Source organism: Ruegeria sp. AD5 (assembly GCF_056542345.1).
The window spans coordinates 1-24,872 of record NZ_JBQFZR010000005.1; the positions used below are offsets into that span (position 1 = coordinate 1).

General features: G+C 56.4%; 24 protein-coding genes. 7 read left to right on the forward strand and 17 right to left on the reverse strand.

Going from position 1 to position 24,872, the window contains the following annotated elements:
- Window positions 1–90 precede the first annotated feature (90 nt).
- Window positions 91–1,248 (reverse strand): acyl-CoA dehydrogenase family protein, encoded by a 1,158-nt coding sequence (locus ACR0JG_RS18495; RefSeq protein ID WP_170398374.1) that lies wholly within the window; start codon window positions 1,246–1,248, stop codon window positions 91–93.
- A 219-nt stretch (window positions 1,249–1,467) separates the two neighbouring features.
- Between ACR0JG_RS18495 and ACR0JG_RS18500 the strand changes: the two genes are divergently transcribed.
- From ACR0JG_RS18500 to ACR0JG_RS18510, 3 genes are all read left to right on the forward strand, one after another.
- A complete protein-coding gene (locus ACR0JG_RS18500) occupies window positions 1,468–2,109 on the forward strand; it encodes a pyridoxamine 5'-phosphate oxidase family protein (protein ID WP_480571769.1) in 642 nt (213 codons plus the stop codon).
- Between the two features lie 114 nt (window positions 2,110–2,223).
- Window positions 2,224–3,150 carry an NAD(P)-dependent oxidoreductase gene (locus ACR0JG_RS18505; protein WP_480439555.1) on the forward strand — a complete coding sequence of 309 codons (927 nt, stop codon included), beginning with the start codon at window positions 2,224–2,226 and terminating at the stop codon, window positions 3,148–3,150.
- 103 nt (window positions 3,151–3,253) lie between these two features.
- Window positions 3,254–6,319: an aminotransferase class III-fold pyridoxal phosphate-dependent enzyme gene (locus ACR0JG_RS18510; protein WP_480571772.1), complete on the forward strand. Its 3,066-nt coding sequence runs from the start codon at window positions 3,254–3,256 to the stop codon at window positions 6,317–6,319.
- A gap of 46 nt (window positions 6,320–6,365) precedes the next feature.
- Here ACR0JG_RS18510 and ACR0JG_RS18515 read toward each other — a convergent pair whose 3' ends face one another.
- Both ACR0JG_RS18515 and hemP read right to left on the reverse strand, forming a co-directional pair.
- Window positions 6,366–6,842, reverse strand: a complete 477-nt coding sequence (locus ACR0JG_RS18515) for a hypothetical protein (protein ID WP_480571774.1) — start codon at window positions 6,840–6,842, stop codon at window positions 6,366–6,368.
- Window positions 6,839–7,006 carry a hemin uptake protein HemP gene (gene hemP, locus ACR0JG_RS18520; protein WP_170398358.1) on the reverse strand — a complete coding sequence of 56 codons (168 nt, stop codon included), beginning with the start codon at window positions 7,004–7,006 and terminating at the stop codon, window positions 6,839–6,841. Before hemP ends, ACR0JG_RS18515 begins: the two co-directional genes overlap by 4 nt.
- A gap of 225 nt (window positions 7,007–7,231) precedes the next feature.
- On the opposite strand from hemP, the gene gph reads away from it, so the two are divergent.
- Window positions 7,232–7,894: a phosphoglycolate phosphatase gene (gene gph, locus ACR0JG_RS18525; protein ID WP_480571778.1), complete on the forward strand. Its 663-nt coding sequence runs from the start codon at window positions 7,232–7,234 to the stop codon at window positions 7,892–7,894.
- Between the two features lie 213 nt (window positions 7,895–8,107).
- Here the strand turns inward: gph and ACR0JG_RS18530 are convergent, their stop codons facing one another.
- The 3 genes from ACR0JG_RS18530 to ACR0JG_RS18540 all read right to left on the reverse strand — a co-directional run bounded on the left by ACR0JG_RS18530 (window position 8,108) and on the right by ACR0JG_RS18540 (window position 12,009).
- On the reverse strand, window positions 8,108–9,280 hold the full coding sequence (locus tag ACR0JG_RS18530; protein WP_480437627.1) for an acetate/propionate family kinase: 1,173 nt from the start codon (window positions 9,278–9,280) through the stop codon (window positions 8,108–8,110).
- The gene (locus ACR0JG_RS18535; protein ID WP_480571782.1) at window positions 9,280–10,665 is read right to left on the reverse strand and encodes a bifunctional enoyl-CoA hydratase/phosphate acetyltransferase; all 1,386 of its coding nucleotides are present in this window, start codon (window positions 10,663–10,665) and stop codon (window positions 9,280–9,282) included. The genes ACR0JG_RS18530 and ACR0JG_RS18535 overlap by 1 nt, the downstream gene beginning before the upstream one ends.
- Before the next feature lie 75 nt (window positions 10,666–10,740).
- Entirely contained in the window at window positions 10,741–12,009 is a 1,269-nt protein-coding gene (locus tag ACR0JG_RS18540; RefSeq protein WP_480571785.1) for a cytochrome-c peroxidase, read from the reverse strand.
- 15 nt (window positions 12,010–12,024) lie between these two features.
- Between ACR0JG_RS18540 and ACR0JG_RS18545 the strand changes: the two genes are divergently transcribed.
- Window positions 12,025–12,495 carry a tetratricopeptide repeat protein gene (locus ACR0JG_RS18545; protein ID WP_170513715.1) on the forward strand — a complete coding sequence of 157 codons (471 nt, stop codon included), beginning with the start codon at window positions 12,025–12,027 and terminating at the stop codon, window positions 12,493–12,495.
- Between the two features lie 30 nt (window positions 12,496–12,525).
- Here the strand turns inward: ACR0JG_RS18545 and ACR0JG_RS18550 are convergent, their stop codons facing one another.
- Genes ACR0JG_RS18550 through ACR0JG_RS18575 form a run of 6 tightly spaced genes read right to left on the reverse strand, consistent with a single transcriptional unit; the run spans window position 12,526 to window position 18,103 of the window.
- A complete protein-coding gene (locus tag ACR0JG_RS18550; RefSeq protein ID WP_170408182.1) occupies window positions 12,526–13,587 on the reverse strand; it encodes a TRAP transporter substrate-binding protein in 1,062 nt (353 codons plus the stop codon).
- Between the two features lie 25 nt (window positions 13,588–13,612).
- A complete protein-coding gene (locus ACR0JG_RS18555) occupies window positions 13,613–14,902 on the reverse strand; it encodes a TRAP transporter large permease (RefSeq protein WP_170398321.1) in 1,290 nt (429 codons plus the stop codon).
- Window positions 14,903–15,490 (reverse strand): TRAP transporter small permease, encoded by a 588-nt coding sequence (locus ACR0JG_RS18560; RefSeq protein WP_170398319.1) that lies wholly within the window; start codon window positions 15,488–15,490, stop codon window positions 14,903–14,905. It lies immediately after the preceding gene.
- 53 nt (window positions 15,491–15,543) lie between these two features.
- Window positions 15,544–16,059, reverse strand: coding sequence for a flavin reductase family protein (locus ACR0JG_RS18565; RefSeq protein WP_170408253.1), 516 nt, complete (start codon window positions 16,057–16,059; stop codon window positions 15,544–15,546).
- On the reverse strand, window positions 16,059–16,949 hold the full coding sequence (locus tag ACR0JG_RS18570; RefSeq protein WP_480571788.1) for an aldo/keto reductase: 891 nt from the start codon (window positions 16,947–16,949) through the stop codon (window positions 16,059–16,061). Before ACR0JG_RS18570 ends, ACR0JG_RS18565 begins: the two co-directional genes overlap by 1 nt.
- Entirely contained in the window at window positions 16,949–18,103 is a 1,155-nt protein-coding gene (locus tag ACR0JG_RS18575) for an LLM class flavin-dependent oxidoreductase (protein WP_480571791.1), read from the reverse strand. Before ACR0JG_RS18575 ends, ACR0JG_RS18570 begins: the two co-directional genes overlap by 1 nt.
- A 105-nt stretch (window positions 18,104–18,208) precedes the next feature.
- Here ACR0JG_RS18575 and ACR0JG_RS18580 point away from each other — a divergent pair, with 105 nt between their 5' ends.
- Together ACR0JG_RS18580 and ACR0JG_RS18585 are read left to right on the forward strand one after the other, a co-directional pair.
- Window positions 18,209–18,919 (forward strand): GntR family transcriptional regulator, encoded by a 711-nt coding sequence (locus ACR0JG_RS18580; protein WP_170425613.1) that lies wholly within the window; start codon window positions 18,209–18,211, stop codon window positions 18,917–18,919.
- A 12-nt stretch (window positions 18,920–18,931) separates the two neighbouring features.
- Window positions 18,932–20,032, forward strand: a complete 1,101-nt coding sequence (locus ACR0JG_RS18585; protein ID WP_480571794.1) for a Gfo/Idh/MocA family protein — start codon at window positions 18,932–18,934, stop codon at window positions 20,030–20,032.
- A gap of 9 nt (window positions 20,033–20,041) precedes the next feature.
- On the opposite strand, the gene ACR0JG_RS18590 is transcribed toward ACR0JG_RS18585, so the two are convergent.
- From ACR0JG_RS18590 to ACR0JG_RS18610, 5 genes are all read right to left on the reverse strand, one after another.
- Complete coding sequence (locus ACR0JG_RS18590; RefSeq protein ID WP_480571977.1) at window positions 20,042–21,898, reverse strand: SLC13 family permease; 1,857 nt, start codon at window positions 21,896–21,898, stop codon at window positions 20,042–20,044.
- Window positions 21,899–22,029: 131 nt separating this feature from the next.
- Window positions 22,030–22,806: a cephalosporin hydroxylase family protein gene (locus tag ACR0JG_RS18595; protein ID WP_480571797.1), complete on the reverse strand. Its 777-nt coding sequence runs from the start codon at window positions 22,804–22,806 to the stop codon at window positions 22,030–22,032.
- Window positions 22,793–23,521, reverse strand: coding sequence for a WbqC family protein (locus tag ACR0JG_RS18600; protein ID WP_480571800.1), 729 nt, complete (start codon window positions 23,519–23,521; stop codon window positions 22,793–22,795). The genes ACR0JG_RS18595 and ACR0JG_RS18600 overlap by 14 nt, the downstream gene beginning before the upstream one ends.
- On the reverse strand, window positions 23,500–24,186 hold the full coding sequence (locus tag ACR0JG_RS18605) for a formyltransferase family protein (RefSeq protein ID WP_480571803.1): 687 nt from the start codon (window positions 24,184–24,186) through the stop codon (window positions 23,500–23,502). Before ACR0JG_RS18605 ends, ACR0JG_RS18600 begins: the two co-directional genes overlap by 22 nt.
- A complete protein-coding gene (locus ACR0JG_RS18610; protein ID WP_480571806.1) occupies window positions 24,183–24,866 on the reverse strand; it encodes a class I SAM-dependent methyltransferase in 684 nt (227 codons plus the stop codon). The genes ACR0JG_RS18605 and ACR0JG_RS18610 overlap by 4 nt, the downstream gene beginning before the upstream one ends.
- Window positions 24,867–24,872: the final 6 nt, after the last annotated feature.

Below are 24,872 nucleotides of genomic sequence, written 5' to 3' on the forward strand. Positions count from 1 at the left end.
AGGCAGGCGCGGGCTGCGTCCGCGCCTGCCTGGCCCAACGGGAGGAGACGTTCCGTAAGGAATGTGGACGACGGGCGGGAGTGTTTTGGTTCAGACGTCCAGCGAACGGGCGATGAGCTCTTTCATGACTTCATTCGTCCCGCCATAGATCATTTGGACCCGCGCATCCGCATAGAGCCGCGCGATTGGGTATTCCATCATGAACCCATAGCCGCCGAACAGTTGCAGGCATTCGTGCATCACTTCGTTCTGCACCTCAGAGCCCCAGTATTTCACCATCGAGGCCGTCGCAGCATCCAATTCACCGGCCTCCAGTTTTCCAATGCAGTCATTGACGAAACTGCGCAGCACCTCGGCCTTGGTCTTACACTCGGCCAACTTGAAACGTGTGTTCTGGAAATCCATCACCCGTTGTCCGAACGCCTTGCGCTCCTGCACGTAGTCCACCGTCTGCGATATGGCGAAATCGATCGCGCCCAGCGCCATGATCCCGATGGTCAGCCGCTCCCACGGCAACTGTTTCATCAGTTGATAAAACCCCTGCCCCTCTTCCGGACCCAGTAGGTTGGTCATTGGAACTTTGACATCCTCAAAGAACAACTCGGCTGTGTCGTTGCCCTTCATTCCCAGTTTCTTGAGGTTCCGCCCCCTCCGGAATCCATCAGCCCCGTCGGTTTCGACCACAATCAGAGAGACACCCTTCGCCCCTAACGACTTGTCAGTTTTGGCAGCCACGATAACCAGATCAGCCGATTGCCCGTTGGTGATAAATATCTTGGACCCGTTGAGCCGATAAGAATTGCCATCCTTCTCAGCGGTCGTCTTCACGGCTTGCACATCCGATCCCGTGCCCGGCTCGGTCATGGCCAGCGCGCCGATCATCTCACCCGAGGCCAGTTTCGGCAGCCACTTCTGTTTCTGATCCTCACTGCCATAAGCGGTGATGTAGTGGGTCACGATAGACTGGATGCCATATCCCCATCCTGCGTCCCCGCGCGCAGTCTGCTCATACAAAGTAACGGAATCGAAACCCATCCCGCCGCCGACGCCACCATATTCCTCAGCAATCGAACCGGCCATCAGACCCGTCTCTCCCGCCTGCAACCAAAAGGTACGATCAACCGCCCCGTTCTCGGCCCATTTCTCGGTATTGGGTACCAAGGCATCATCCATGAACCGGCCCGCCATTTCAGCAAACATTCGGTGTTCGTCAGTAACCCAGGCGGCGGTGCTGGTAAAAAGCGACATCAAATAGCTCTCCAGATCAGGTGTTTGCCCAAAACTAGCCGGGTGTGTGATTCCTTCCAATCCATGTGACGTGGCGTCCAGGACAGATGCTACGCAACGTCCTTGGCAACGTTGCCGAATTTGGGGCCAAACGTTCACATCTGTGTTCCCACGCCTGACAGAGCAGGCCATCATCGACCATATTGCGCAAACGCCCCGGAAGACCCAGGAGACAGCATAATGCCCCGCGCCTTTTCTGAACTGACCTTCACACCCGCCGTTCGCGCCCATCAAGAACGCATGGGATCCGCAGCGACCTACGCGAAATTCCTGAGCCGAGGACCAAAACAGGGCCACCAAATCGGACCGATCGAAGAGGCGTTCATTCGCGCCCGCGACGGGTTCTATCAGGCCACCGTCTCAGAAACCGGCTGGCCTTATGTGCAGTTTCGCGGTGGGCCGATAGGGTTTCTGAAGGTGCTGGACCCGCACACCATCGGCTATGCGGACCTGTCTGGTAACAAACAATATATCTCGCGCGGCAACCTGGATGGAAACGACCATGTGGCGTTGATCTTGATGGATTACGCGAACCAGCGCCGTCTCAAGATTCTTGGGCGGATGACATTCAAGGAAGGTGCCGCGGCAGCAACTGATCTTTACATCGAAGGCTCCGAGACCGAGGCAGAACGGGCCGCGATCATCAAAGTTGAAGCGTTTGACTGGAATTGCCCCCGCCACATCACGTCGCGCTTTACCGAGGCCGAGCTTCGGCCACATCTGAATGATCTGGGTCAGCAACTGGCTGTTCTGCAAGCAGAAAACCAGCGTTTGCTGCGGGAATTGGCTGAGCTCAAAGCTGCTGGCGATATACGAAGCTGAAATCCGCGCCAGTTCAGATGTGAAACGAATGGCGCGCGATCCCTATGGATCTGGGCAGCAAATTGTGACGCAGGGTTGCCCTTTGGCCCAAGCTTTGCTTTGTCCTTTCTAAACATCACGACCTGCCGTCCGCTCGAGGCAGGAGCGGATAACAGAGAGGATCATCACATGGCAAAAGTTGCGTTCCTTGGCCTAGGCGTCATGGGCTACCCGATGGCCGGGCATCTTCAGGCTGCCGGCCACGAAGTCACCGTCTACAACCGCACCGCATCCAAGGCCGAGGCTTGGGTCGCCCAGCATGGCGGCGCGATGGCCCTGACACCGCGGCAAGCCGCAGAAGGGGCCGAATTCGTGATGGCCTGCGTTGGCAATGACGACGATCTGCGTATGGTTTGCACAGGTGAAGATGGCGCCTTTCACGGAATGGCCAAGGGTGCGGTATTTGTTGATCACACCACCGTCTCGGCCAAGGTCACGCGCGAGTTGTACGAGGCTGGCAAGACACAGGGGGTTGCTTTTTTGGACGCCCCGATCTCGGGCGGTCAGGCGGGAGCCGAAAATGGTGTGCTATCGATCATGTGCGGCGGTGACATGGACGCTTATCGTGCTGCTGAGCCGGTGATGCAGGTCTATTCCAAAATCTGCCGCCGCATTGGAGACAGCGGCGCGGGTCAAATGACCAAAATGTGCAACCAGATCGCGATTGCCGGGCTGGTGCAGGGCCTGAGCGAAGCATTACATTTTGCCGAGAAGGCCGGGCTGGATGGCCGAGCTGTGGTCGAAGTGATCAGTCAGGGCGCGGCTGGCAGCTGGCAGATGGCCAACCGGTATGAAACCATGCTGGATGACCATTTTGAGCATGGCTTTGCAGTCGACTGGATGCGCAAGGATCTGGGAATCTGTCTGGATACCGCCAATGAGACCGGGGCTTCACTGCCAGTGACGGCGCTCGTCGACCAGTTCTACAAAGACGTGCAGAAACTTGGCGGGGGCCGGTGGGATACGTCCTCGTTGTTCAAAAGGTTGCGAGCACTGGACTGAGCAAAGGGGGGCTGTCTGCCCCATCGCGCCAGGGCGCGACTCCGCCCGAAGACATTTTTGGCCAGATGAAGAGGATCACCGTGGCAGTTGCAAGAGATAGCGCATGAGCGACTTGAACACTTTCTGGGCTGGTCGCCTGCGTGAACACTGGGGTCTGGACGCCCGTCTGACGCGTCTGGATGGGGAGTACGACCTCAACTTTCTGGTCGAAGCCACCAACGGGCAGGATTATGTGCTCAAGGTGATGCACGCGGGGTGCGATGCGGCATTGGTCGATCTACAGATCAAGGCGCTGGGACATCTCAGCGCAGCAGCGCCTGGATTGCCCTTTCCTGCCGTTTATCCCGATTTGAACGGGATGATGTTGCCTGAGATTGCCGACGCGCATGGGCAACCGCGACAGGTCTGGCTGCAGGAACGACTGCCGGGGGCATGCTATGCAAGCAGCGCGCCCAAGACCGAAGACCTAATACTAAAACTGGGCCGTGTTCTGGGCGCAACCGACCGGGCGCTGGAGGGGTTCACCCACGAGGGCTTGCATCGCGCCGATTTCAAATGGGATTTGACGCGGGCGAGCTGGATCGTCGACCAACTAGAGGCCATCTCTGATCCGGCAAGACGCGCGCGCGTTCAACAAATCGCGGCGGATTTTGAGGCGATCTCTGATCAACTGGGTGCATTGCCAAAGCAGGCGATTCACAATGATGCCAATGATTACAATATCCTTGTTGAAGGCAATCTGGGCGAACGACGCAGCATCTCGGGTCTGATCGATCTTGGCGACATGTGCGCAGCGCCGCGCGTTTGCGATCTGGCTATTGCCGGGGCCTATGTCGTTCTGGACCACCCTAAACCCGAGCGCGCATTGGCTGCGCTGGTACGCGGGTATCACGCCGCCAATCGGTTACGCCCGGATGAGATCGACCTGATCTGGCCTTTGTTGCAAGCACGGATGGCGGTGTCCGTGGTGAATTCGACGCTGATGGCGATTGAGAACCCGGATGATCCGTATGTCACGATCAGCCAGGCCCCGGCGTGGCGATTGATTGAAAATGAGGCAATCAATGGCGCACTCATGCCCGCCCGATTGCGCGCCGCGTGTGGCTTGCCCGTTGTGGATGGGGCCGAGCGCATCCATGCCTATCTGTCCAACCATCGTGGACATTTCGCGCAGATGTTCGGGCAGGATCTGAGCGACACGCCAATGGGCTCACTGTCGGTGGAAAACTCAACCTGGCCTCAAAACCCGTTCCACATGCCGTTGGACGAGGCGGCGCGGGTTGGTGAGGAGTTTGGGGAAGGTCCCTGGCTTGGGTATTACAGCGAGCCTCGCCTGATCTATGCTGAGCCGGGGTTTCGCAAGGGACCGTGGAAAGCGTCGGATCGGCGCACAGTGCATCTGGCCGTGGATGTGTTTGCACCCGCCGGAACAGTGCTGCATGCACCTCTCAGCGGTCGGGTCGAAGCGGTTGAAAACAGGGACGCACATCTCGACTATGGCGGGGTTGTGATCCTGCACCACGAAACGCCCGAAGGGGATGCATTCTACACGCTTTATGGCCATCTGGACCCTGAGGTGAGTGAGCGTTTGAAACCAGGTGACCCGGTGGCTCAGGGTGCAGCTTTTGCCCGTCTGGGCGATGCCAGTCAGAATGGCGGATGGGCCCCGCATGTGCATTTCCAACTGGCGCTGACGACCGACGGTATGCAGGCCGACTGGCCGGGCGTAGCGGATCCTGATGAGCTCGAGCTTTGGCACGCGGTCTGCCCCAACCCCGCAGCACTGTTGAACTTGCCTGATGAAAAGGTTTTCTATCGACCAACCGACAAGCAGGCGATCCTGCAGGACAGGCGCGAACACTTCGGCGGAAATCTCAGCCTGACATACGACGACCCGGTCATGCTGGTGCGTGGCTGGAGGCATCACCTGTTCGATGAATGGGGGCGACCCTATCTGGATGCCTACAACAACGTTCCGCATGTAGGCCATGCGCATCCGCGTATTCAGGCGGTTGCAGCGGATCAGCTGAAGCGCATGAATTCGAACACGCGCTATCTGCACCCGGCGCAAACCGCCTTTGCCGACAAGGTATTGTCGAAACTGCCGGATCACCTTGAGGTCTGTTTCTTCGTCAACTCAGGGACTGAGGCCAACGAATTGGCTCTGCGTCTGGCGCGCGCGCATACCGGGGCAAAAGGGATCGTGACGCCCGATCACGGCTATCACGGCAACACAAACGCTGCGGTGGCGATCTCGGCCTACAAATTCAACAAACCTGGCGGTATTGGGCAGGCAGATTGGGTGGAACTGGTTGAGGTCGCGGATGACTATCGCGGCTCGTTCCGGCGTGATGACCCCGAGCGTGCCCGGAAGTTTGCTGACCTGATTGATCCGGCGATTTCGGCATTGCAGGCAAAAGGGCAAGGCCTAGCCGGGTTCATTGCTGAAACATTCCCCTCGGTCGGGGGACAGATCATTCCACCAAAAGGCTATCTGTCTGCGGTCTATGAAAAAATCCGTGCCGCCGGAGGGGTGTGCATTGCCGATGAAGTCCAGACCGGCCTCGGTCGTCTGGGCGAGTATTATTTTGGCTTCGAGCATCAGGGCGCGCTGCCTGACATCGTGGTAATGGGGAAGCCCATCGGTAACGGTCATCCGCTGGGCGTGCTGGTCACAACCAAAGAGATCGCCGAAAGCTTCGACAACGGGATCGAGTTTTTCTCGACCTTCGGAGGATCGACCCTGTCCTGCCGGATCGGAAAAGAGGTGTTGGACATCGTCGATGATGAAGGCTTGCAAGAGAACGCCCGTGTGATGGGGGCTCACCTGCTGGATGGCCTCAAACAGATCGAAGCTGACTTTGGCTGTGTCGGCGATGTGCGCGGTATCGGCCTCTTCTTGGGTGTGGAACTGGTCAATCCTGACGGTTCGGAAAGCGGTGAGATTTGCAGCTACGTCAAGAATCGGATGCGCGATCATCGCATTCTGATCGGTAGCGAGGGACCCAAGGACAATATCCTGAAAATCCGGCCACCGCTAACCATCGAAGCAGAGGACGTCGACATGATTCTTTGGGCGCTGCGGGAGGTTCTTGGCGAAGTGGGTGACTACAGCCCTGCCCCCATGTGCGATCACGATCATCATCATGCGGGCTGCGGCTGCTGCTAAGAAACACAAAACCCCAGCGAAATTGCTGGGGTTTTGTCGCCGTCGATCAGTGGAGCACTGAATGTGGGGGGTGGTGCCCGGTCGTCGGCAAAGGGATCGAAACGGTCATCCGGCGTAACGCCAAGCCCAGTTCCTCGGACAATGAGGCCAGTGCCGGGGCGAAATCGGGCCGTACGATCAGCGAGGCCATCATCATTGCATCTTCACGCGCCCCTTCAGAGGCGGCACCGATCATCTGGGCAAAACAATTCTCATCAGCGCCCAGACATGCACATCCCAGCCCATGACGCACCAGCGGACGGCGACCGTGATGTGCACAAAGTGAACACAGCCGGTCCAGCGTCAGCATCGTGGCGCGTCCCTGATCTGCACCTAGCGCGATGTCAAAATCGCTTGCGGCATTTGCCCGGCCTTCGGCCCCATCACCCCAAAGCCGCAGATACATGACGGCTCCGGCCTCAACGGGGTTCAGGTCAGCCAGACGGCCAACAGCCGCCCCGCCACGCGAAGAAGGTGCGCTCATTTTGTCAGGATCAGTTTGCCTGCGCGGGTGATACGCAGCGTATAAAGCTGATCGCCCAGCTCGATATGGGCCAGATTGCCGCCATTGGTGAGGTCTTCCGCCTTGTGGGCCGGAAGCATCGAAACAGCGTAGCTAAGGGTCGAGGTAGGGGTTTGCGCGTTCATTGGGGCATCTCCAGAGCATCTGTGGCACTTGGCCTTGTCTGTCTTCGTTTCGCTTGATCTGGCTGACCCTGTTTTGGGCTGGCTATCTGTTCGTGTGATTAATCTGATAAAAATAGTAAGGTTTGTCAAGCTGCTGTTTTTTCAATCGCTCCCACGGGTCTCTATTGCGCCGTCGCACAGCACGACCTAGGCATTGGACATCAACAAACAAAGGCGGATTCGCAGATGGCAGCAGTTGTCGTATTTGATCTGGATGGCACGCTGATAGACAGCCTCGCCGACCTTGCGGCCGCGGTAAACCGAATGCTGCACGATCAGGGGCAACCCGCCTTGCCCCAAGATACGATCCGAGGATTCGTCGGGAATGGATTACCCAAGCTGGTCAAGCGGGCGATGACCCATTGCGGGCTGGAGCCAACGCTTCACAAGGACCTGACACAGCTTACCCTCAAGCACTACAATGCAGGCGCATGCGATCAGACCGTGGTCTATCCCGGCGTATTTCAGGCTCTCGATGAGCTGCTCGATATGGGCTGTGCGCTTGGGGTCTGCACCAACAAACCCGAAGCCCCTGCCCGGCATGTGTTGGACGAGCTGGGCTTGCTACCCTATTTCAACACGGTGTTTGGCGGAGACACACTGGATATACGCAAACCCGATCCAGAGCACTTGCACGCCTGTTTCAAGACCCTTCCAGCCGCAGGCCCACAGATCTTCGTTGGCGACAGCGAGGTTGATGCCGAAACTGCGCAACGGGCTCAGGTCCCGTTTTTGCTGTTTGAACAGGGATATCGAAAGTCGCCGGTTTCGGACATGCCGCACACGCTCAGTTACGACAACAGTACCGCACTGCCTGCACTTGTTCGGAAAATCCTGACGCAGGCATAGACCCCAAAAAAGGTCGAGGGGCCGGCCAAGGGGGTAAGAAGCCAGCCCCTCTTCGGGGGAAATTAGTGAAAGTGGATTGGGCGCACTGGCCCGGTAGTTAATGAAAAGTTAACGCACCTGCGCGGATCGCGAAATTGGGGGATTCCCGTAGTGCTGCGATTTTTTTCCCAAGCCCCCAGATTATTTTGCGCGTAGAAGCCCAAAAACCAGGATTTATGCGGCTTTCTCAGCCGCGGCCCGCGCGATCACCAGTTCCTCGTTCGTCGGAATCACCATCAGTTTCACACGGGATAGATCGGTTGAAATGACGCGCAGATTGTCTGCGTTTGCATCGTGGTCCAGTTCAAGACCCAACCACCCCATGTCAGTGCAGATACGATCACGGATATAGGTCGAGTTCTCACCGATCCCGCCGGTAAACACGACGGCGTCCAGACCTCCCAACACAGCGGCCAAAGCGCCCAGCTCGCGGCGTATCCGGAACGTGTAGTAGTTGATGGCATTGCGTGCACCCGGCGTATTCGACGCCTCAAGCGTACGCATATCATTGGTCATTCCGGAAAGGCCAAGCAACCCGGATTTACGATACAGAAGATCCGAAATCTCATCCGCATTCATGCCTTGCTGATCCATCAGATACAGCACAACACCCGGATCCAGCTGGCCACAACGCGTTCCCATCGGCAAACCATCCATGGCCGAGAACCCCATGCTTGAACCGACCGAGCGACCTCCGATCATGGCGCACATCGAGGCACCGTTGCCAAGATGCGCCACAACCACCCGTCCGCCATGTATCAGCGGCGCAGTCTTGGCCAGATGGTCCGAGATGTAATCATAGCTCAGACCGTGGAAGCCATAGCGGCGAACGCCCATATCGTAATACTCGGTCGGCAATGCGAAGGTGTCATTGACCCAAGGGTGGTGGCGGTGAAAAGCGGTATCGAAACAGGCAACCTGCTTGGCATTGGGGAACCTGTCCATCGCAGTACGTGCGCCCTGCAGATTGTAAGGTTGGTGCAGGGGCGCAAAAGGCTCGAGTTTTTCCAGAATCTGCAAGCTTTCGGGGGTCAGCAGAATGGGCCTGTCATTATCCGGGCCGCCATGCACGATGCGGTGTCCAACTGCGGTCACGCCCGCCGACGGGAACTGCCGTTCCAGCAAATCCAGAATATAGTCCAAGGCGCTGGCCTGATCGCACAGCGCTTCAGAAGCGGTATCGGCAAGCACGCGGCCATCCGTGGTCTCTGCTTTGATGCGCGCCGCGCGGCTGCCGATGCGTTCCACCTCTCCCGAACAGACAAGGATCGGATCTGCTTCGCCCGCGGAGAACAACCCAAACTTCAGCGAGGACGAGCCTGAATTCAGTGTGATGATATGGTCCATCAGATCTTACCCGACATCCGCGCCGCATGCAGGGCCGCGACGGCACAGGAAACGAGCCGCGCCTTTTCGCCATCTGCGCGACTGGTCAGAATAATCGGTACGCGCGCGCCCAGCACCACCCCGGCAGCCTCGGCGTGCGCGATATACGTCAGTTGCTTGGCTAGCATGTTGCCTGCGTCCAGATTGGGTACGACAAGAATGTCTGCCCGTCCGGCCACCTCGGACACGATCCCTTTGGTGCGCGCCGCGGCCAGGCTGACCGCGTTGTCCATGGCAAGCGGCCCATCGACCAAGCCACCCCTGATCTGTCCCCGCTCGGCCATCTTCGACAGCAATGCGGCATCAATCGACGACCGGATTGCTGGATTCACCGTCTCGACCGCCGACAGAACACCCACTTTCGGAGCGCCAATTCCGATTGAGATTGCCAGATCGATCGCGTTCTGCGTGATGTCGATCTTGGTTTCCAGATCCGGCTCGATATTGATGGCCGCATCGGTCACCAGCAAGGGATGCGGCTGGCCGGGTATATCCATGACGAAGACATGCGTAAAACGGCGCCCCGCGCGAAGTCCACGATCCCGCCGCAACGCCGCCCGTAGCAGTTCGTCCGTATGAAGATGCCCCTTCATCAATGCTTCAACATGTCCTTCGACAACCAGATCAACCGCTTTCTTGGCGGCGTCCAGATGGTCCTTAACGGGAACGATCTCAACATCACCCAAGGGCAACTCAATCTCACGCGCTGCTGCAGCAATCTTGTCGGGGTCACCTATCAGGACCGGCTTGATGATGGTTTCACGCGCCGCCAATAAGGCCCCCCCCAGCGAGTTGGGCTCTTCTGGGGCGACAACTGCCGTGGGGATCGGAGGCAGCGGGCGCGAGCGATCGAGCAGTGCATCAAAATGCCGGTGCCGCTCGACGACCAGACCAGGCACTTCAATCTCATTGAATGACAGTTCTTTCTCCGGAGCGATCACGACCGCGATGCCGGACACGATCAGCGCCGCATCACTAGGGCGCATCACCTGAGTTTCCAGAACTACCTCGCGGTTATCGCGTTTTTTGATAACCGTAACTCTGGCCAGCAGTTCTTCACCCGCATATGCCCGGGCGCTAAAATCCAAGCTTTGCGACTTATACAGCGTACCCGCGCCCGGCAGGATATTCCCCAAAACGGCCGAGATCAGAGCCCCAAGAAACATCTCGGGCGCGATCGCCTCGTTTACGTTATCACCGTCCCCATCTTCGTCGGCCAGGTTCAAAGGGTTATGGTTGCCGGAATTCGATGCGAAGGCATAAAAATCATCCTCTGTGCAGAACCGGGTCAACTCGGCGGTGTCACCGATCTGAAGCTGATCAAAGGGCTTGTTGTGATACTGCATTGAAACTCTCGGCGGCTGTTTTGCACCGATCATTATGAGATTTCACGTAAATTTCCAATGACGTTTGGTGGGTTTCTAGGGCTCAAACCCATCTGGCACACCGAACAGTGGCGCATCCAGTGTGGTCCCGGTCAATGCACCCATGAACGCCACCAGATCTGCGATCTGGGCATCGGTCAGTTCCAGCGGTTCGATGTCAATTTTCTGACGATGACGCTCCATCTCGAACCGGTCCTGCCAGACGATGAAATCCACATTCTCAAGCCACGGCACGTTGGGCAGCCCGGCCAAATCAGGGGTCCAGGCAGCGAGGCTCTGAGATGGGTTCAAGTGGTGGCGAATAATGCCTTCCAGATCGGGAAAGGCACCGTTGTGACCATAAGGCGCTGTCTCTGTCACATTGCGCAGCATCGGTGTGCGAAAGCGATAGGCGTCCTCAAAACGGTTGCTTTCACCCATATGACCCACGTCGCGGGCATAGGGGTCCCATTGGCGGGTCTTGCCCGGTCCAAATGGCGGCAGGCCGAGCGCGTGGAATTTTTGATCCGATAGCAACGGGCCGGAATGGCAGTTTGCGCAACCTGCCTCACCATAGAACAAGGTCATACCATCGTATTGCTCGGGCGTCAGAGCGGCATGGTCTCCGGCCAGATATTGGTCGAACGGACTGTCGGTGCTGCGCCATTCCAGCGCCATGAACGCGGCCAGCGCGTTGGTGATCTGAGTTATCGTGATGTCCTCGGTCGTGTCGATGTCATCGAACGCCTTGACCATGGCGGGCCCATAGCGCGGATCAGTGCGTACCCGTTTGGCGAGGATCGGCCAGCCCTTGTCGATGCGGTCATGCACCGCGCCGGTGACCTGATTTTCGGCCACATTCCCGGCCATTTCAAACTGCGAAGTCAGCGGGAAAAGCGCCTGCGCGGCCAGCAGCGAATTCAACCCGTCCGGCAACCACTCCTGCGCGGGTGAGTTGAAACCGTTACCGTAGACGTCAGAGATACTTAGACGGCCATCATGGAAAACCGTGTGAAGTCCCTTTGCACCAAGGTTCCAAAGCCCCGGCGAATTGCGGGGAATTCGCTTGCGGATTTTGTCCGTTCCGATGCCCGGCGTCCGGTCTGGCCCCAAGCCCATCCCACCTTCTCCGATGCCCAGCGACAAGCCGTCCGAGGTGCCGAAATCCGGGTGATGGCAATGGGCGCAACTTATGTTCCGGTTTCCCGATAAAATGGGATCGTAAAACAGTTGATGACCGATAGCGGCCTGTTCCATATCAAAGGGGATGAAATCGTCATCCGTCAGCGGGCGCGGCAGATCCTGAGCAGCCACAGTCCCTGCCAAAAGGAAAGAAATCCCATGCGCCAGTTTGTATTTGCCCTTTGCCTTCTCGCGACCCCAGCGCTGGCTGAACTGGAACAAGCACGCGATCTGATGGAGGCCGGAGAGTTTGAGGCTGCGCGCGAAGAGTTGATGCCAGCAGCGCGGTCCGGCAATGCCGAAGCCGAGGAATTGATCGGTGTGATGTACGGGTTGGGACTTGGAGTCGAACAGGACTATGAACGCGCGTTTGAATGGTACTTGCGCGCCTCGATGAAAGGTCATCCCGGGGCGCAATCCGGTATCGGTTGGTACTACGAGCTGGGTCTGGGCATGCCCGCGCCTGATCTGGTTCGAGCGTACATGTGGTACACGCTCAGCGCCATTGGCGGCGATCCCGATGCGGCGATCAGCCTTGAAGAAGTGGTCAAAAAAATGTCGCCGGAGCAGATCGAGAAGGCGCATGTTCTGGTCAACGACTACAAAGGGTGGATGTACCCGTTTCGGTGAGGGCCGGACCCCAGGGCCCGGCCCAGCAATTCAGTTCAGATCCGCATCACGTGAGGCATTAACATCCGCCTCGGCTGCTGCCACAGCGTCAGTCAACGCTACAAAGATCTCATCACCACGTGCCACATTGGACTGGAACCAGTCATAGACCGGGGTTGCGGCTTCTTTGAACGCAGCTTTCTGATCGGGTGTCAGGACATAAAGGTCACCACCGCCGGCTACAAAATCCTCATAAGCCTGGATCGACTTGCGCTTGGGTGAGGCAAAGGTCGCCTGCTGCAGCGCATAAAACCCGTCGACTACCACGCGGCGCATATCTTCTGGCATCTCCTGGAACTTGGCGTTGTTCATCCACCACAGCGCACCCATGTAGGCATGCCCATCCAGCGTGACATATTGCAGGCCTGCATCAGGGAACTTCATACCCATGATGTCAGTGATGCCGTTTTTCGAGCCCTCAACCACGCCGGTCTGGAAGCTGGTGAACAGTTCTGGCCACGGGATCGGGGTCGGTGATGCACCCAGTGCTTTGACCAGCTCCTGCGGCAGGTCGGCAACCACGGTGCGGATTTTCAGACCTTCCATGTCAGCCGGCTCAGCAACACGGCGTTGTGTATTGGCGAAGTTGCGCCAGCCACCTGTATTGCCGATTGTCATCAGACGGATCGCACCGCCGGAATCCTCCAGCGCCATGTCGCGCATCTGCCGGGTGAAATCACCAGATAGGACATGTTCGGCAATGCGGTCATCGGCCATCAGGTAAGGCAGGTCCAGAACCTGCACGTAAGGGAAGATGCCCGAGGCCCCTCCAGAGGTTGAGATGTAGATGTCGATCGTACCGTCTGCCACACCCTGCAGGCACTCGGCACCGTTCGAGCAGAGCTGCGTACCTATGAACAGCTCAACCTCAATGGCTCCGTTCGAGGCCGCCTCAACGTAGTTCTTGAAAACGACCAGACCGTCATAGTCTTCGTCGTTTTCATTCGAGTTTGCTGTGGCGCGTAGCGTGTAGTCGGCGGCTGCCGCGGCAATCGCAGACGCGGCCACTAGCGACGTGGCCACCGCTGCGGTTTTGATAAATCTTCTGAGCATGCGTTTCCTCCCTGTGATACTCAGTTCAGTTTGCAAATCCCGTTATCCTCGGGATCGTCATGGATAGTGCGGGGATGTATGTGATCAAGAAGATCACGATGATTTCGACCGCCAGAAACGGCAGGATTGCCTTGGCGATGGTTTCAACCCGTTCCCGAGACACGGCGGCGGCTACGAACAGCACCAGCCCCATGGGCGGGGTGGCCAGACCGACGGTCAGGTTGACGCTCATGATAATGGCAAAATGGATCGGGTCTACACCGAGGCTGGTGAAGATCGGACCGAGGATCGGGCCAAGGATGATAATAGCGGGGCCTGCATCCAGGAACATTCCGACGATGAACAGCAGCAGGTTGATCAGGAACAGCAGGATCAGCGGGTTTTCCGACAGGCTGAGGATCAGCGAGGCCAGTTGTTCGGGCGCATGGCTGAGGCTGACCACCGTCTTGAAGGCCATTGCCGCCCCGACCAACAACAGGACGACAGCTGAGGTCATACCTGCATTGCTGAGCACTTCGGGGACTTCTTTCCACGTCAATGTGCGCAGGACGAAGAAACCGATGATGAAGGCATACCCTACTGCGACTGCGGCGGCCTCGGTTGGGGTAAAGATGCCACCCAGTATTCCGCCCAGGATGATCACAGGGGTCATCAGTGGGAAGAACGCCTTTAGGCTGGCCTGACGGCGTTCCGGCCAAGTGTATTTACGGCTGGCGACCGGGAAGTCGTAGCGATCCGCCATCAGCTTGATCATGAGCATCAAACCGACACCGACCATGACCCCAGGCACGATGCCAGCGAGAAAGAGCGCAGCCACACTTTCACCCATGACATAGGCATAGATGATCATGATGCCCGAGGGCGGGATGATCGGCCCGATCACCGAACTGGCTGCCGTGATCGCGGCGGCAAATTTGCGGGTATAGCCTTGCTTCTCCATCGCCGGGATCAGCATTGACCCAAGCGCCGAAGTATCGGCGACAGCGGATCCTGAAAGGCCCGCGAACAGGATCGAGCTGAGGACGTTCACATGCGCAAGGCCGCCCCGCAGGTGGCCCATCAGGGCCTGGCTGAACTCCACAAGTCGGATGGTAATGCCGCCCCGGTTCATCAGTTCTCCGGCCAGCATGAAGAAAGGGATCGCCATCAGCGGGAAGCTATCCATACCGTTATAGACATTGCGATAGAGCAGCGTAATGTCGTTGGTCTGACCGCTAAGCCATAGCAGAATGCCGGGCGCTGCCAGCAGTGCGAAAAAGACCGGCAGGCCGATCAGCAGGAAAATCAGGAAGGTGGGCAGGAACCAAATCAGCATTTATTCAGCCCCCACCGCAGCTTCGGGAATTTCAGGCAAAAGATGTGCTCCCCCCAACATGGTTACTATCGACCGCAAGATCAGTTCGATATTGACCGAGATCAGCAAGATGATCCCAACCAGCAGAGAGGCCATCATCCAACTGCGCGGAATACGGTACCATTCATCGAACCCGAAAGAGGTAGGCAGGTACAACGCCGCAGTGGCGAACCGGCCACCAAAGCCCGTAACCTCAGACCAGCCGATATTGACCGCAACCAGCAACACGGCCAGCGAGATCAGCAGCAGGAACAAATTGAGCGATTGACCAAGCACGCGCGGCAGGAAACGTGCAAGCATATCGATGGCGACGAACCCTCCGCGACGGAAAGCTGTGGGGGCCATCAGGCCCGTCATCCAGAGCATGCAGAACCGGGCAGCCTCATCCGGCCATGGCAGGGCGTTACCCAAGACATATCGGAAGAACACCTGAATCAGGATCGCGATAACCATAACTGCAATCGCAACAACACCGACCGCGCGGCCCAGACGCAGCACGGTTTCGTTCACGAATGCAATCGGCGTCAACGCCGATGCCAGTCCGCCCATGCGGATCCTCCCACTGTCAGCTGCGGGTTTGACCCGCAGTCTTCATATCGCGCTTAGCTCTGCGCGAATTGGCCGAGTTTTCCGGCAAAGAACGTCAGCGCGTCTCCATCCGCCATGCTGACTTTCAGAACTTTGCCCACCACGATCACATGATCGCCTGCATCGTGATAAGCGTGCTGCTCGCATTCGAACCGGGCAAGACTGCCCGGCAACAACGGGGTGCCGTTTTCACAACGGTCATGTTCGATATCACGCAGCGCATGGGCGTCTTTTGAACAGCCAAAGCACAGCTCGGCCTGTTCAGCAGACAGAACATGCACACTGAAGTGACGCGCCGCGTGAAAATAGCGGAACCGGCGCGAATTGCGGTCGCCCGCCCACATCACCAGCGGCGGATCCAGCGACAGGGACGAAAAGCTGTTGGCGGTAATGCAGATTGGCCCATCCTCACTGTCGCAGGTCACGACAGTAACTCCGGTGGCAAAACGGCCAAAAGCATCGCGCAGGGTTCGCGTGTCGTCCTTATGCGGGACGAATGTATGGTTCATATCGCGCGAGATTGCGTTCATCATGGCACCTCATGTCCCAGCGCCGCCTCATACAGGCGGTACCAGCTTTCACGATCCAGCTTGACCTTCAACGCATCCGAGGCGCGTTTGATACGGCCCAGATTATTTGTGCCCAAAACCGGCAGGATGTTCGCCGAATGCGCGAGCAGGAAGGCAACCGCAACGGCGGCGCGGTCCACCCCGAATTCCTCGGCTATCTCATCCGCAACAACACCAACCGGAGGGTTCCCGGCCATCAAAAGGCCCCCGCCAAGTGGGGACCACGCCATCAGCGGATGACCATGCTGCTGATGGAACGCCAGATCGCCGTTAGTGAACGGGCTGATCTCGCCCAGAGATATCTCGATCTGATTGGTGACCAACTTGGTTTTCATCGCCGACTGCAGCAAAGACCAGTCCCAAGGGCGGAAGTTGGACACACCAACCGCGCCGACCTTGCCACTGGCAACCACCTCATCCAGCGCTGCACCGGTTTCATGGTGATCCATCATTGGATCCGGGCGGTGGATCAGTAGCAAGTCGATGTGGTCGATCGCCATTTCCGACAGAGATGTATCGACCGACTTCAGAATATGAGCACGCGACGTGTCGTAATATTTGACCTTGGCCTCGGCATAACGCCCCATCGGCGCGACGATGTCACATTTGGTGACGATCTCCATTTTCTGGCGAAGGCTGGGATTGGTGCGCAAGGCATTGCCCAGAACGGCTTCGGCCGCGTATCCGCCATAAATGTCGGCCTGATCGAAGGTGGTGATGCCCTGATCCAGACAGGCCTGAATCTTGGCCTCAACATGCGCAGTCGAGGTGTCACTGTCATCACCCAAGCGCCACATGCCATAGACAAGACGGCTCATTTCCAGCGTGTCAGATAGTTTCACACGTTGCATCAGCGACGAACTCCGTTGCCCAGCGGGGTTGCCGGGGTGGTTGCTGGCACGCGCCCGTAGGCTTCGGGAAGCGAGCAGGTTTTCAGGTTGGGCATCACGCGGGAGCCAAAATGCTTGGCCTCGTCCATGTGCGGATAGCCCGAAAAGATGAAGGCGCGAATGCCCATCTTCTGATACTCTTCGATTTTAGACATAACTTGATCGGTCGAACCGACCAGCGCAGCACCACAGCCCGACCGTGCGCGTCCGACGCCGGTCCACAGTCCAGGTTCGACATAGCCATATTCGTCGGCCAGATCGCGGTTCTTGGATTGATGCGCCACGCCCAAGGATGTCGCGTCCAGTGCCCGCTCGCGGATCGCACGACCATATTCGTCATCCAGTTTCGAGACGATGTAGTCGGCGTATTCCTGTGCCTCAGCCTCGGTATCCCGCACGATCATGTGGACGCGCAGGCCGTAATCCAGAGTACGATTGTAATTCTCGGCAACTGCATGAACGGCTTTCATCCGCTCGGCCAACTGATCCTTTGTTTCCGGCCACATCAGGTAGACATCGCAATGTTCACCGCACAGGTCCAAAGCAGACGGCGAGTAGCCGCCGAAATACAGCAGTGGGCCACCGGTCTGGTAAGGCCGAGCCGGGTCGGTGGTCAGGCCTGAAAAGTTATAGACCTCGCCCGCATGGTTGATTTCGTCCTGCGTCCAGGCCTGTTTCAGGATCTCGACCACTTCGCGCGAACGCTGATAGCGGTACGCACTGTCGGCTTTCTCGCCCGGGAAATCGGACGAGATGATGTTAACCGTCAGCCGCCCCTTTAGCATGTGGTCCAGCGTCGCGATGGTACGGGCCAGCATGATGGGCTGCATTTCGCCACAGCGCACGGCGGCCAGCAGGTTGATCTTTTCAGTGATCGGGGCGCAGCCTGCAACAAAGCTCAACGTATCCTGACCGACCTGGTACGATGACGGACACAGGATGTTGCGAAAGCCTTGCGCCTCGGCCTCTTTCACGATGCCTGAACAATGCTCCCAACCGGATCGCAGATCACCATCGGGCACACCCAGAAACTGGTAGTCATCCGAGCAAAGCGCTGCAAACCACGAAACCTCGGCCGCATCCAGGTCGGGGGATGTGATGGGGACGATGGTCATTTGATTCACGCTCCGTACATCTTTGACTTTCCTCTTGCGTAGCAAGCGCATTGATGTAGATCAATAGTGTATCAATTTTTCCTGCGACCGAGTGAAGCGCCCTCAATGTCCTCCAGCAGCCGCAACCCCAACGCCCTGCCGATCTATGTCCAGATCTCAGAGCTTCTGATCCGCGATATAGCTGCGGGCCGTCTGATTGATGGTGAGCGTCTTCCACCTGAACGGGACATGGCTTCGAACCTAAATGTCTCGGTCGGGACCTTGCGAAAATCCCTCGCCGAGCTTGAGAAAAAAGGCATGTTGGAGCGTATTCAGGGTTCGGGCAACTACATCCGCGAGACCGGAACGCAGAACAGCGTCTATGCGATGTTCCGGCTGGAACTGCCCGAAGGCGGCGGGTTGCCGCGTGCCGATATTCTGTCAGTTGATCATCTCAAGAAGCCTGCGAAGCTGCCGAAGTTCGGCCTGTCTGATAGCGGTTCGCGCGTACGCCGGATGCGTTATCTGAATGACACAATCATCGCGGTCGAAGAAATCTGGCTGGACGAATCAGCCGGGACCATAGACCAGAACCTGCTGTCCGACTCGCTTTATCGCTATTACCAGCAACAACTTGGCTTCTGGATCACTCGGGCAGAGGATCGCGTTTCTGTCAGTGCCCTGCCCGACTGGACTCCTGAAGGCTTCACCAAACCTGCGGGCCAAGCCGCAGGGTATATCGAACGGTTCAGTTGGTCTGAGAAAGCTGAACCTATCGAGTTTTCAAAAACATGGTTTGATTCAGATCGAGCCACATACGTTCAACGCCTGAAATAAAAGGAACTGCGCATGACCCGGACCACCAACTATGGGCTGATCGGATGCGGTATGATGGGGCAGGAACACCTGCACAACATTGCTCTGCTTGAGGGCACACGAGTCGCCGCAATCTTCGAACCCGACCCGGAGATGGCGCATAAGGCGCAGGCAATTACACCCGACGCGCAGATGGTATCTTCCCTTCAGGACCTTCTGGCAGTCAATGATCTGGACTGTCTAGTCATCGCCAGCCCCAACCACCTGCATGTTGATCAACTGGCCGAGATTGCGGAAACCCGCCCACTGCCACTGTTGATCGAGAAACCGTTGTTCACTGATCCCACCGATCTTGCACGGCTTGAGGAGTTGGAACGCAGTTTTCCGCACCCGATCTGGGTCGCAATGGAATATCGCTATATGCCCCCGATCACGGCGCTGATCGATGAAGCAGCGACCGCAGGTGGTGGGATCAAGATGCTCACGATCCGCGAACACCGCTTTCCGTTTCTCGAGAAGGTCGGCAATTGGAACCGGTTCAACCGTAACACTGGCGGTACATTCGTCGAAAAATGTTGCCACTTCTTCGACCTCATGCGCCTGATCCTGCAATCAGACCCGGTTCGTGTTTCCGCAAGCGGAGGCCAAGCTGTCAATCATTTGGACGAAGTTTATGACGGCGATACTCCAGATATTCTGGACCACGGCTATGTCATTGTCGATTTTGCTTCGGGCACACGCGCGATGCTCGAGCTTTGCATGTTTGCCGAGGGTTCGCGGTATCAAGAAGAAATCTCGGCCATTGGGCGCGATGCCAAGATCGAAGCGCTTGTGCCCGGCCCGGGCCGCTTCTGGCCCGAACATTTGGGCGACGCGCCTGTACCACAGCTGATCATCAGCCCTCGTGCACCGAAAGGCCCAATCCAGCGCGACATCCCCGTTGATCCCGAGTTGCTGGCGGCTGGCGACCACAATGGCTCAACTTATTACCAGCACAAAGGCTTTCTGGAGCTGGTCAGGGGCGAGCGCACCAAACCCGAGGTCTCACTGCGTGATGGGATTTGGGCCGTGCGTATCGGCCTTGCCGCACAACAGGCGTCAGAGCAGGGCCAAACGATCAGCCTAGCTGGGTGATTAACAGGGTCAGAAAATCACATTCAGCATCAACAGTGAGACGATCAAGAAAATGATCGTCATGATCCCGCCCGAACGGACGAAATCGGTCACTTTGTACCCAGCTGGCCCCATGATCAGCGCATTCACCTGATGGGTCGGGATAATGAAACTGTTCGAGGTCGAAATCGCGACGGTTAATGCAAAGACCGCCGGGTTGGCACCCGCCGCAACCGCAATTGAAACCGCAAGGGGCACCAACAGAACCGTCGCGCCGACGTTTGACATGACCAGAGAAAATGCCGTCGCCAGAATGGCGACGCCCGCCTGTAGCGCCCAATTCGGCCATCCATCCAAGATGATCATGATCTGTTGCGCAATCCATGCCGCAGTCCCGGTATTCTGCACCGCCTGACCCAACGGGATCAGACACGCCAGCAGAAAGACCGTGTTCCATCCAACTGCTCGATACGCCTCGTCAACACTGAGCACCCGGGTCAACATCATTCCTGCGGCTCCGGTCAGCAAACAGAGCGACAAACGCACATCCGTGAACAGGATCAGCGACAATGAGATCAAGAAGAACAAGAGCGCCCAGCCTACTTTCTGCGGGCGCAATTCGTCCTGCGGGAAATCAGACGTGACCACAACAAAATCCGGATCACGCTTTATCCGCATCAGGTTGTCCCAGCGGGTATGAGCAACCAACATGTCGCCAGCCTTGAACTTCTCAAGCCCTATCTGGGTGGATTCATGCGTCTCAGTCTCGACATGACTCAGCGTCTCTTCACCCCTGTGAATGGCGAGCAATGACATTCCGTAGGTTTTGCGGAATAGCAATTCGCGAGGGCATTTGCCGATCAGTTTGCTGTCAGGCGTAACAACCACCTCTGCGACCCCGGCATTCGTGGGTGCGAACTCTTCGACAAACACATCCAGATCAGGCAGCACCGTCAGCCCGTACTTTTCGGCAAACTCTTCGACAACCCAGCGCCGACCCACAATCGCTAATCGACAAGGCGCAGCAATCTCGGCTGTTAGCACCTGAACCATCGAGGTCTTGCCGCGGTAAAAGGTCGAGATGATATAGAGATGATTTTCAAAGTTGATGTCGGCCAGTATTTGCCCGACCAGCGGGCTGTCGGCCGGAACCACAACCTCGAACACATCGGCCTTCAGCCCGTAGACCCGCTGAAGATATTCCTGAGTCCCGCGCCCGGTACCCGTACTCTCCGACCCTGAATCACCCGGCAGCACCCAACGTCCCAGCAGCAGGAAATATGCGATCCCCGTCAGGATCAGCACCGCACCGATGGGGGTAACGGAAAACAATCCAAAGGGTTCCATCTTCTGGGCTTCGGGCAGCCCTTCGTTTGCAGTTTGGATCAGGTCATTCAACAGAATAAGCGGTGAGGACCCGACCATCGTCATTGTCCCCCCCAGAATGGCACAAAACCCCATGGGCATAAGCAAACGTGACAACGGAATACCCGATCGCGATGAGATACGGCTAACCACCGGTAGGAACAACGCCGCCGCCCCGACATTTTGCATGAATGATGAGATAACACCGACTGTGCCCGAAACGATCGGCAGCACTCGGTTTTCAGACTTACCACCATATTTCAAAATGACGGACGCGACCTTGTTCATTAGGCCCGTTTTATCCAAACCCGCCCCTACGATCATGACCGCAATGATCGAAATCACGGCATTGGACGCAAACCCGTCAAACAGATGAGGAACATTTGCCAGATTTTCGAGACCCGGTGCATAACTCAGCAGACCCACAATGACCAACACCAGGATGGCCGAAAGATCGATCCTTACAATCTCGGACACAAACAAGAACACCGTGAAGGCCAAAAGCACCGAGACCACACCCATTTCGTATGTAAACGCCAATTGCTCCACTGGGATCACCTGGTTCCAAAAGCAAATCTAATAGGCATTTCTAGGCAATCAGCGCGGGCCTGTCATGGACTTTGTCTGTTTGGTCGAAATCCACCGTGACAAAACTACCGGCGTCGTAAGAAGCCGTCCGGTGCCACCGAAATTTGCAGCTTGTGATCGATACTCTTGTCGATCTCGAAATCAGGATTGACTTTCAACCAATCATGAACTGCAGTCTTTGGGTTGTCTCCAGGTCCCCATGGACGATCAGTGAACATAGTGGGAGGCATATCCTCAACGATTGTATCGAACACAATGCAATAGCTACCCGAAGAAACAAGCGGGGCATACGCATTTAACTCGGCAAGCACATGATCGTGTGTATGATTGCTGTCGAGACAAACAAGTACCTTATGGTAATCTTCAGCAGCAGTTCGAACCTGGTCCACAATGTCTTCGTCAATAGATGAGCCTTGAATCATCTCGATTCTGGAGGCCATCGGATGCTCTTCTATGGCTGCACGATTGTGGGCGCGAATATCAATGTCAACGCCAAGCACTTTGCGTTTGGGACTGGCGGGGTCAAGCGTCTTGCCCGCTTCTACGGCGTCGCAATACTCTAACATCGCGAGAAGTGAGGCCGAGTAAATCAGTGAACCGCCATGTGCGATGCCCGTTTCAATGATCAAGTCCGGGCGAACATTCCAGACGATCTCCTGCAACCCCCAAGCGTCATTGGGGAATTGAATTGCAGGACGACCAAGCCAAGAAAAATTGTACGCCCATTTATGCGGCGCAATTTCACGTACCCAAATGCGGGATAAGGCTTGCAGGTCCTGATCCGCTCCAAGACTATTTATGTTATCTCGGACTTCCGCCTGAAAAGCCTCAATCGGATCCATTGATGAACTCCTTCCAGTTGACTGATCCTGATCGGATCATCGTTTCGCCCGCTCTACCACAATTAGCGATAAGGTCGAGTGCTGTGACATATGGCGTAAAAGCGCCATGTAATTGAGGATAAGGTGCACAATCATATGAAATGTAACGAACTTCTAACCCTGCATCCTCGAAAATTGAGTGATCCAGGTAGTTTTTAGCACCATGTCCGGTTAGATAGACGCTTCCACCTGCCGCCAAAGTTAGGTCGCGTAGTCGTTGGCTCGAAGCCCCCGCAACGTTCAATTGCTCAGACGACATAAAGGTCGTTTTTTGATCAAGATCGAAATATCTTGCAAGTGCCTGAACCGAATAGCTGGTTAGCTCATCAAGCGTCTGCGATGGCTGCTGGAAAACGTCATAGACCACTTCTAGCATATCATCGACATACGGCGCCGAGTAGTATGCTTGTTTCAACAAATTTAAATGTTCTTCACGCCAGGGCCTTCGGTCATCAATCTTCACTTCATTAATGTTCTGCCCGCGATGACGGTCGCGCGTTGGTACCGTCATCCAACGAACTCCATCCTTTGATTTTATCTGGACTCGGTTAAGAAAACCTCGCGCAAATTGCACGTCGTCATAGTGAACAAATACATCCGCCAGGCGAAGTTGCTCGAGCAAGCCATACCAAGGGAAATACATAGATTGCGATATTACGACGGTTGCGTTGGCCACGAGATGCCCTCGTTTCTAAGGAAAGAGCGAAACGCATCGTTCAATTTTTTATCTGCAATCGCAGGTTTTGCGACCACGCTTGAACTGGTGCCTTTTGTCCCCATTAGCGTCAACGCCCGCTCTATATGCCCGTTTGCCAGAGCTTCTTGAAGTAACAAAAGCAAATAGAGCTTTTGCGCGAAAGACACTCTTTGGATTGTTTCCCTGGTAGTTGGCCGGGGGGACCAGACCTGAGCGATTATGGGTCCGCCATCCATCGATTGATCGACTCGGTGAGCGGTCGCGCCCATGATAGTCATCCCAGATGCATGCGTCGCCGTCAGAGAACCTAATCCCGGGAACAACGGTAACAGCGACGGATGAAGATTAATGCAGGGCTTAGAGTCGTAGATTGAAGGCCCTACGAGGCGAGTAAAAAGCAGAACAGAACAATCGCATTTCTTCTCCTCAAACAGCCAATATGAGGCTTTGGAACTGAAGTCCACGGCATTTCGGTATTCCACTCGCTTGATGGGGATACCTCGGATATCTGCCCTTTGCTCAGCATTGCAGGCCCGGTCGGAAACCATCACCCAATTAGGAGTGCGAGAAAGCTCAGTCAGAATATCGTAGGCCGCAGCCATTACCGCACCGCCACCAGAACAAATGAGACCAATTCGATTCATCTCGCGGTGACCGAACGGTGCGCACCATACGCAAGACCAGGCGCATCAGAGTGGTACAGGTAAAGAGTGTACTCATACAGTGGATAAGCATGATCAAGTTGGACACGAGATGTGAGTTGCGACATGCACCAGGCGAGTAATTCAGCTGGGTTGCGATAATAAAGGTTAGAAGATTGAAAATTTACATGGGTCGTCATAACGTTGAAGGCGATCCCAACTCGCGACATAGTAAACATATGGGTTACCAGTTTTCGCAAGTAAGCGTCCATGTCAGGTTGTGACACCGAGAGCTTCTGAGTGAGTATACCATTGCAAACCGCGTAGTCATACTGAGGCTCCGACGGTAGGTCGAGTACATCACCCGCTATCCAAGTTGCGTCTCGATGGCGATCTCTTGCAGTTTCAATCATTGAACTCGCCATATCGATGCCGGTGAATTTTATATTGAGTTTCCTATCTTTCATTCGATCCAACAGGCTGCCATAGCCGCATCCAACATCAATTATGCTTGGCTGTGTCAGATCACCTAAGTTGGTTACCGCAATCATTCGGTCGAGGCGTATAAGGTGGTCAGATGGGTCAGAACCCCAATCCACACCCTCACCCGTGGCACCGTGACGGGCAAAAGTTTCAGAGTAATGTGCGCCCAATTTCACGCTTATTTTCTTAAGATCCGGCAACGTGTA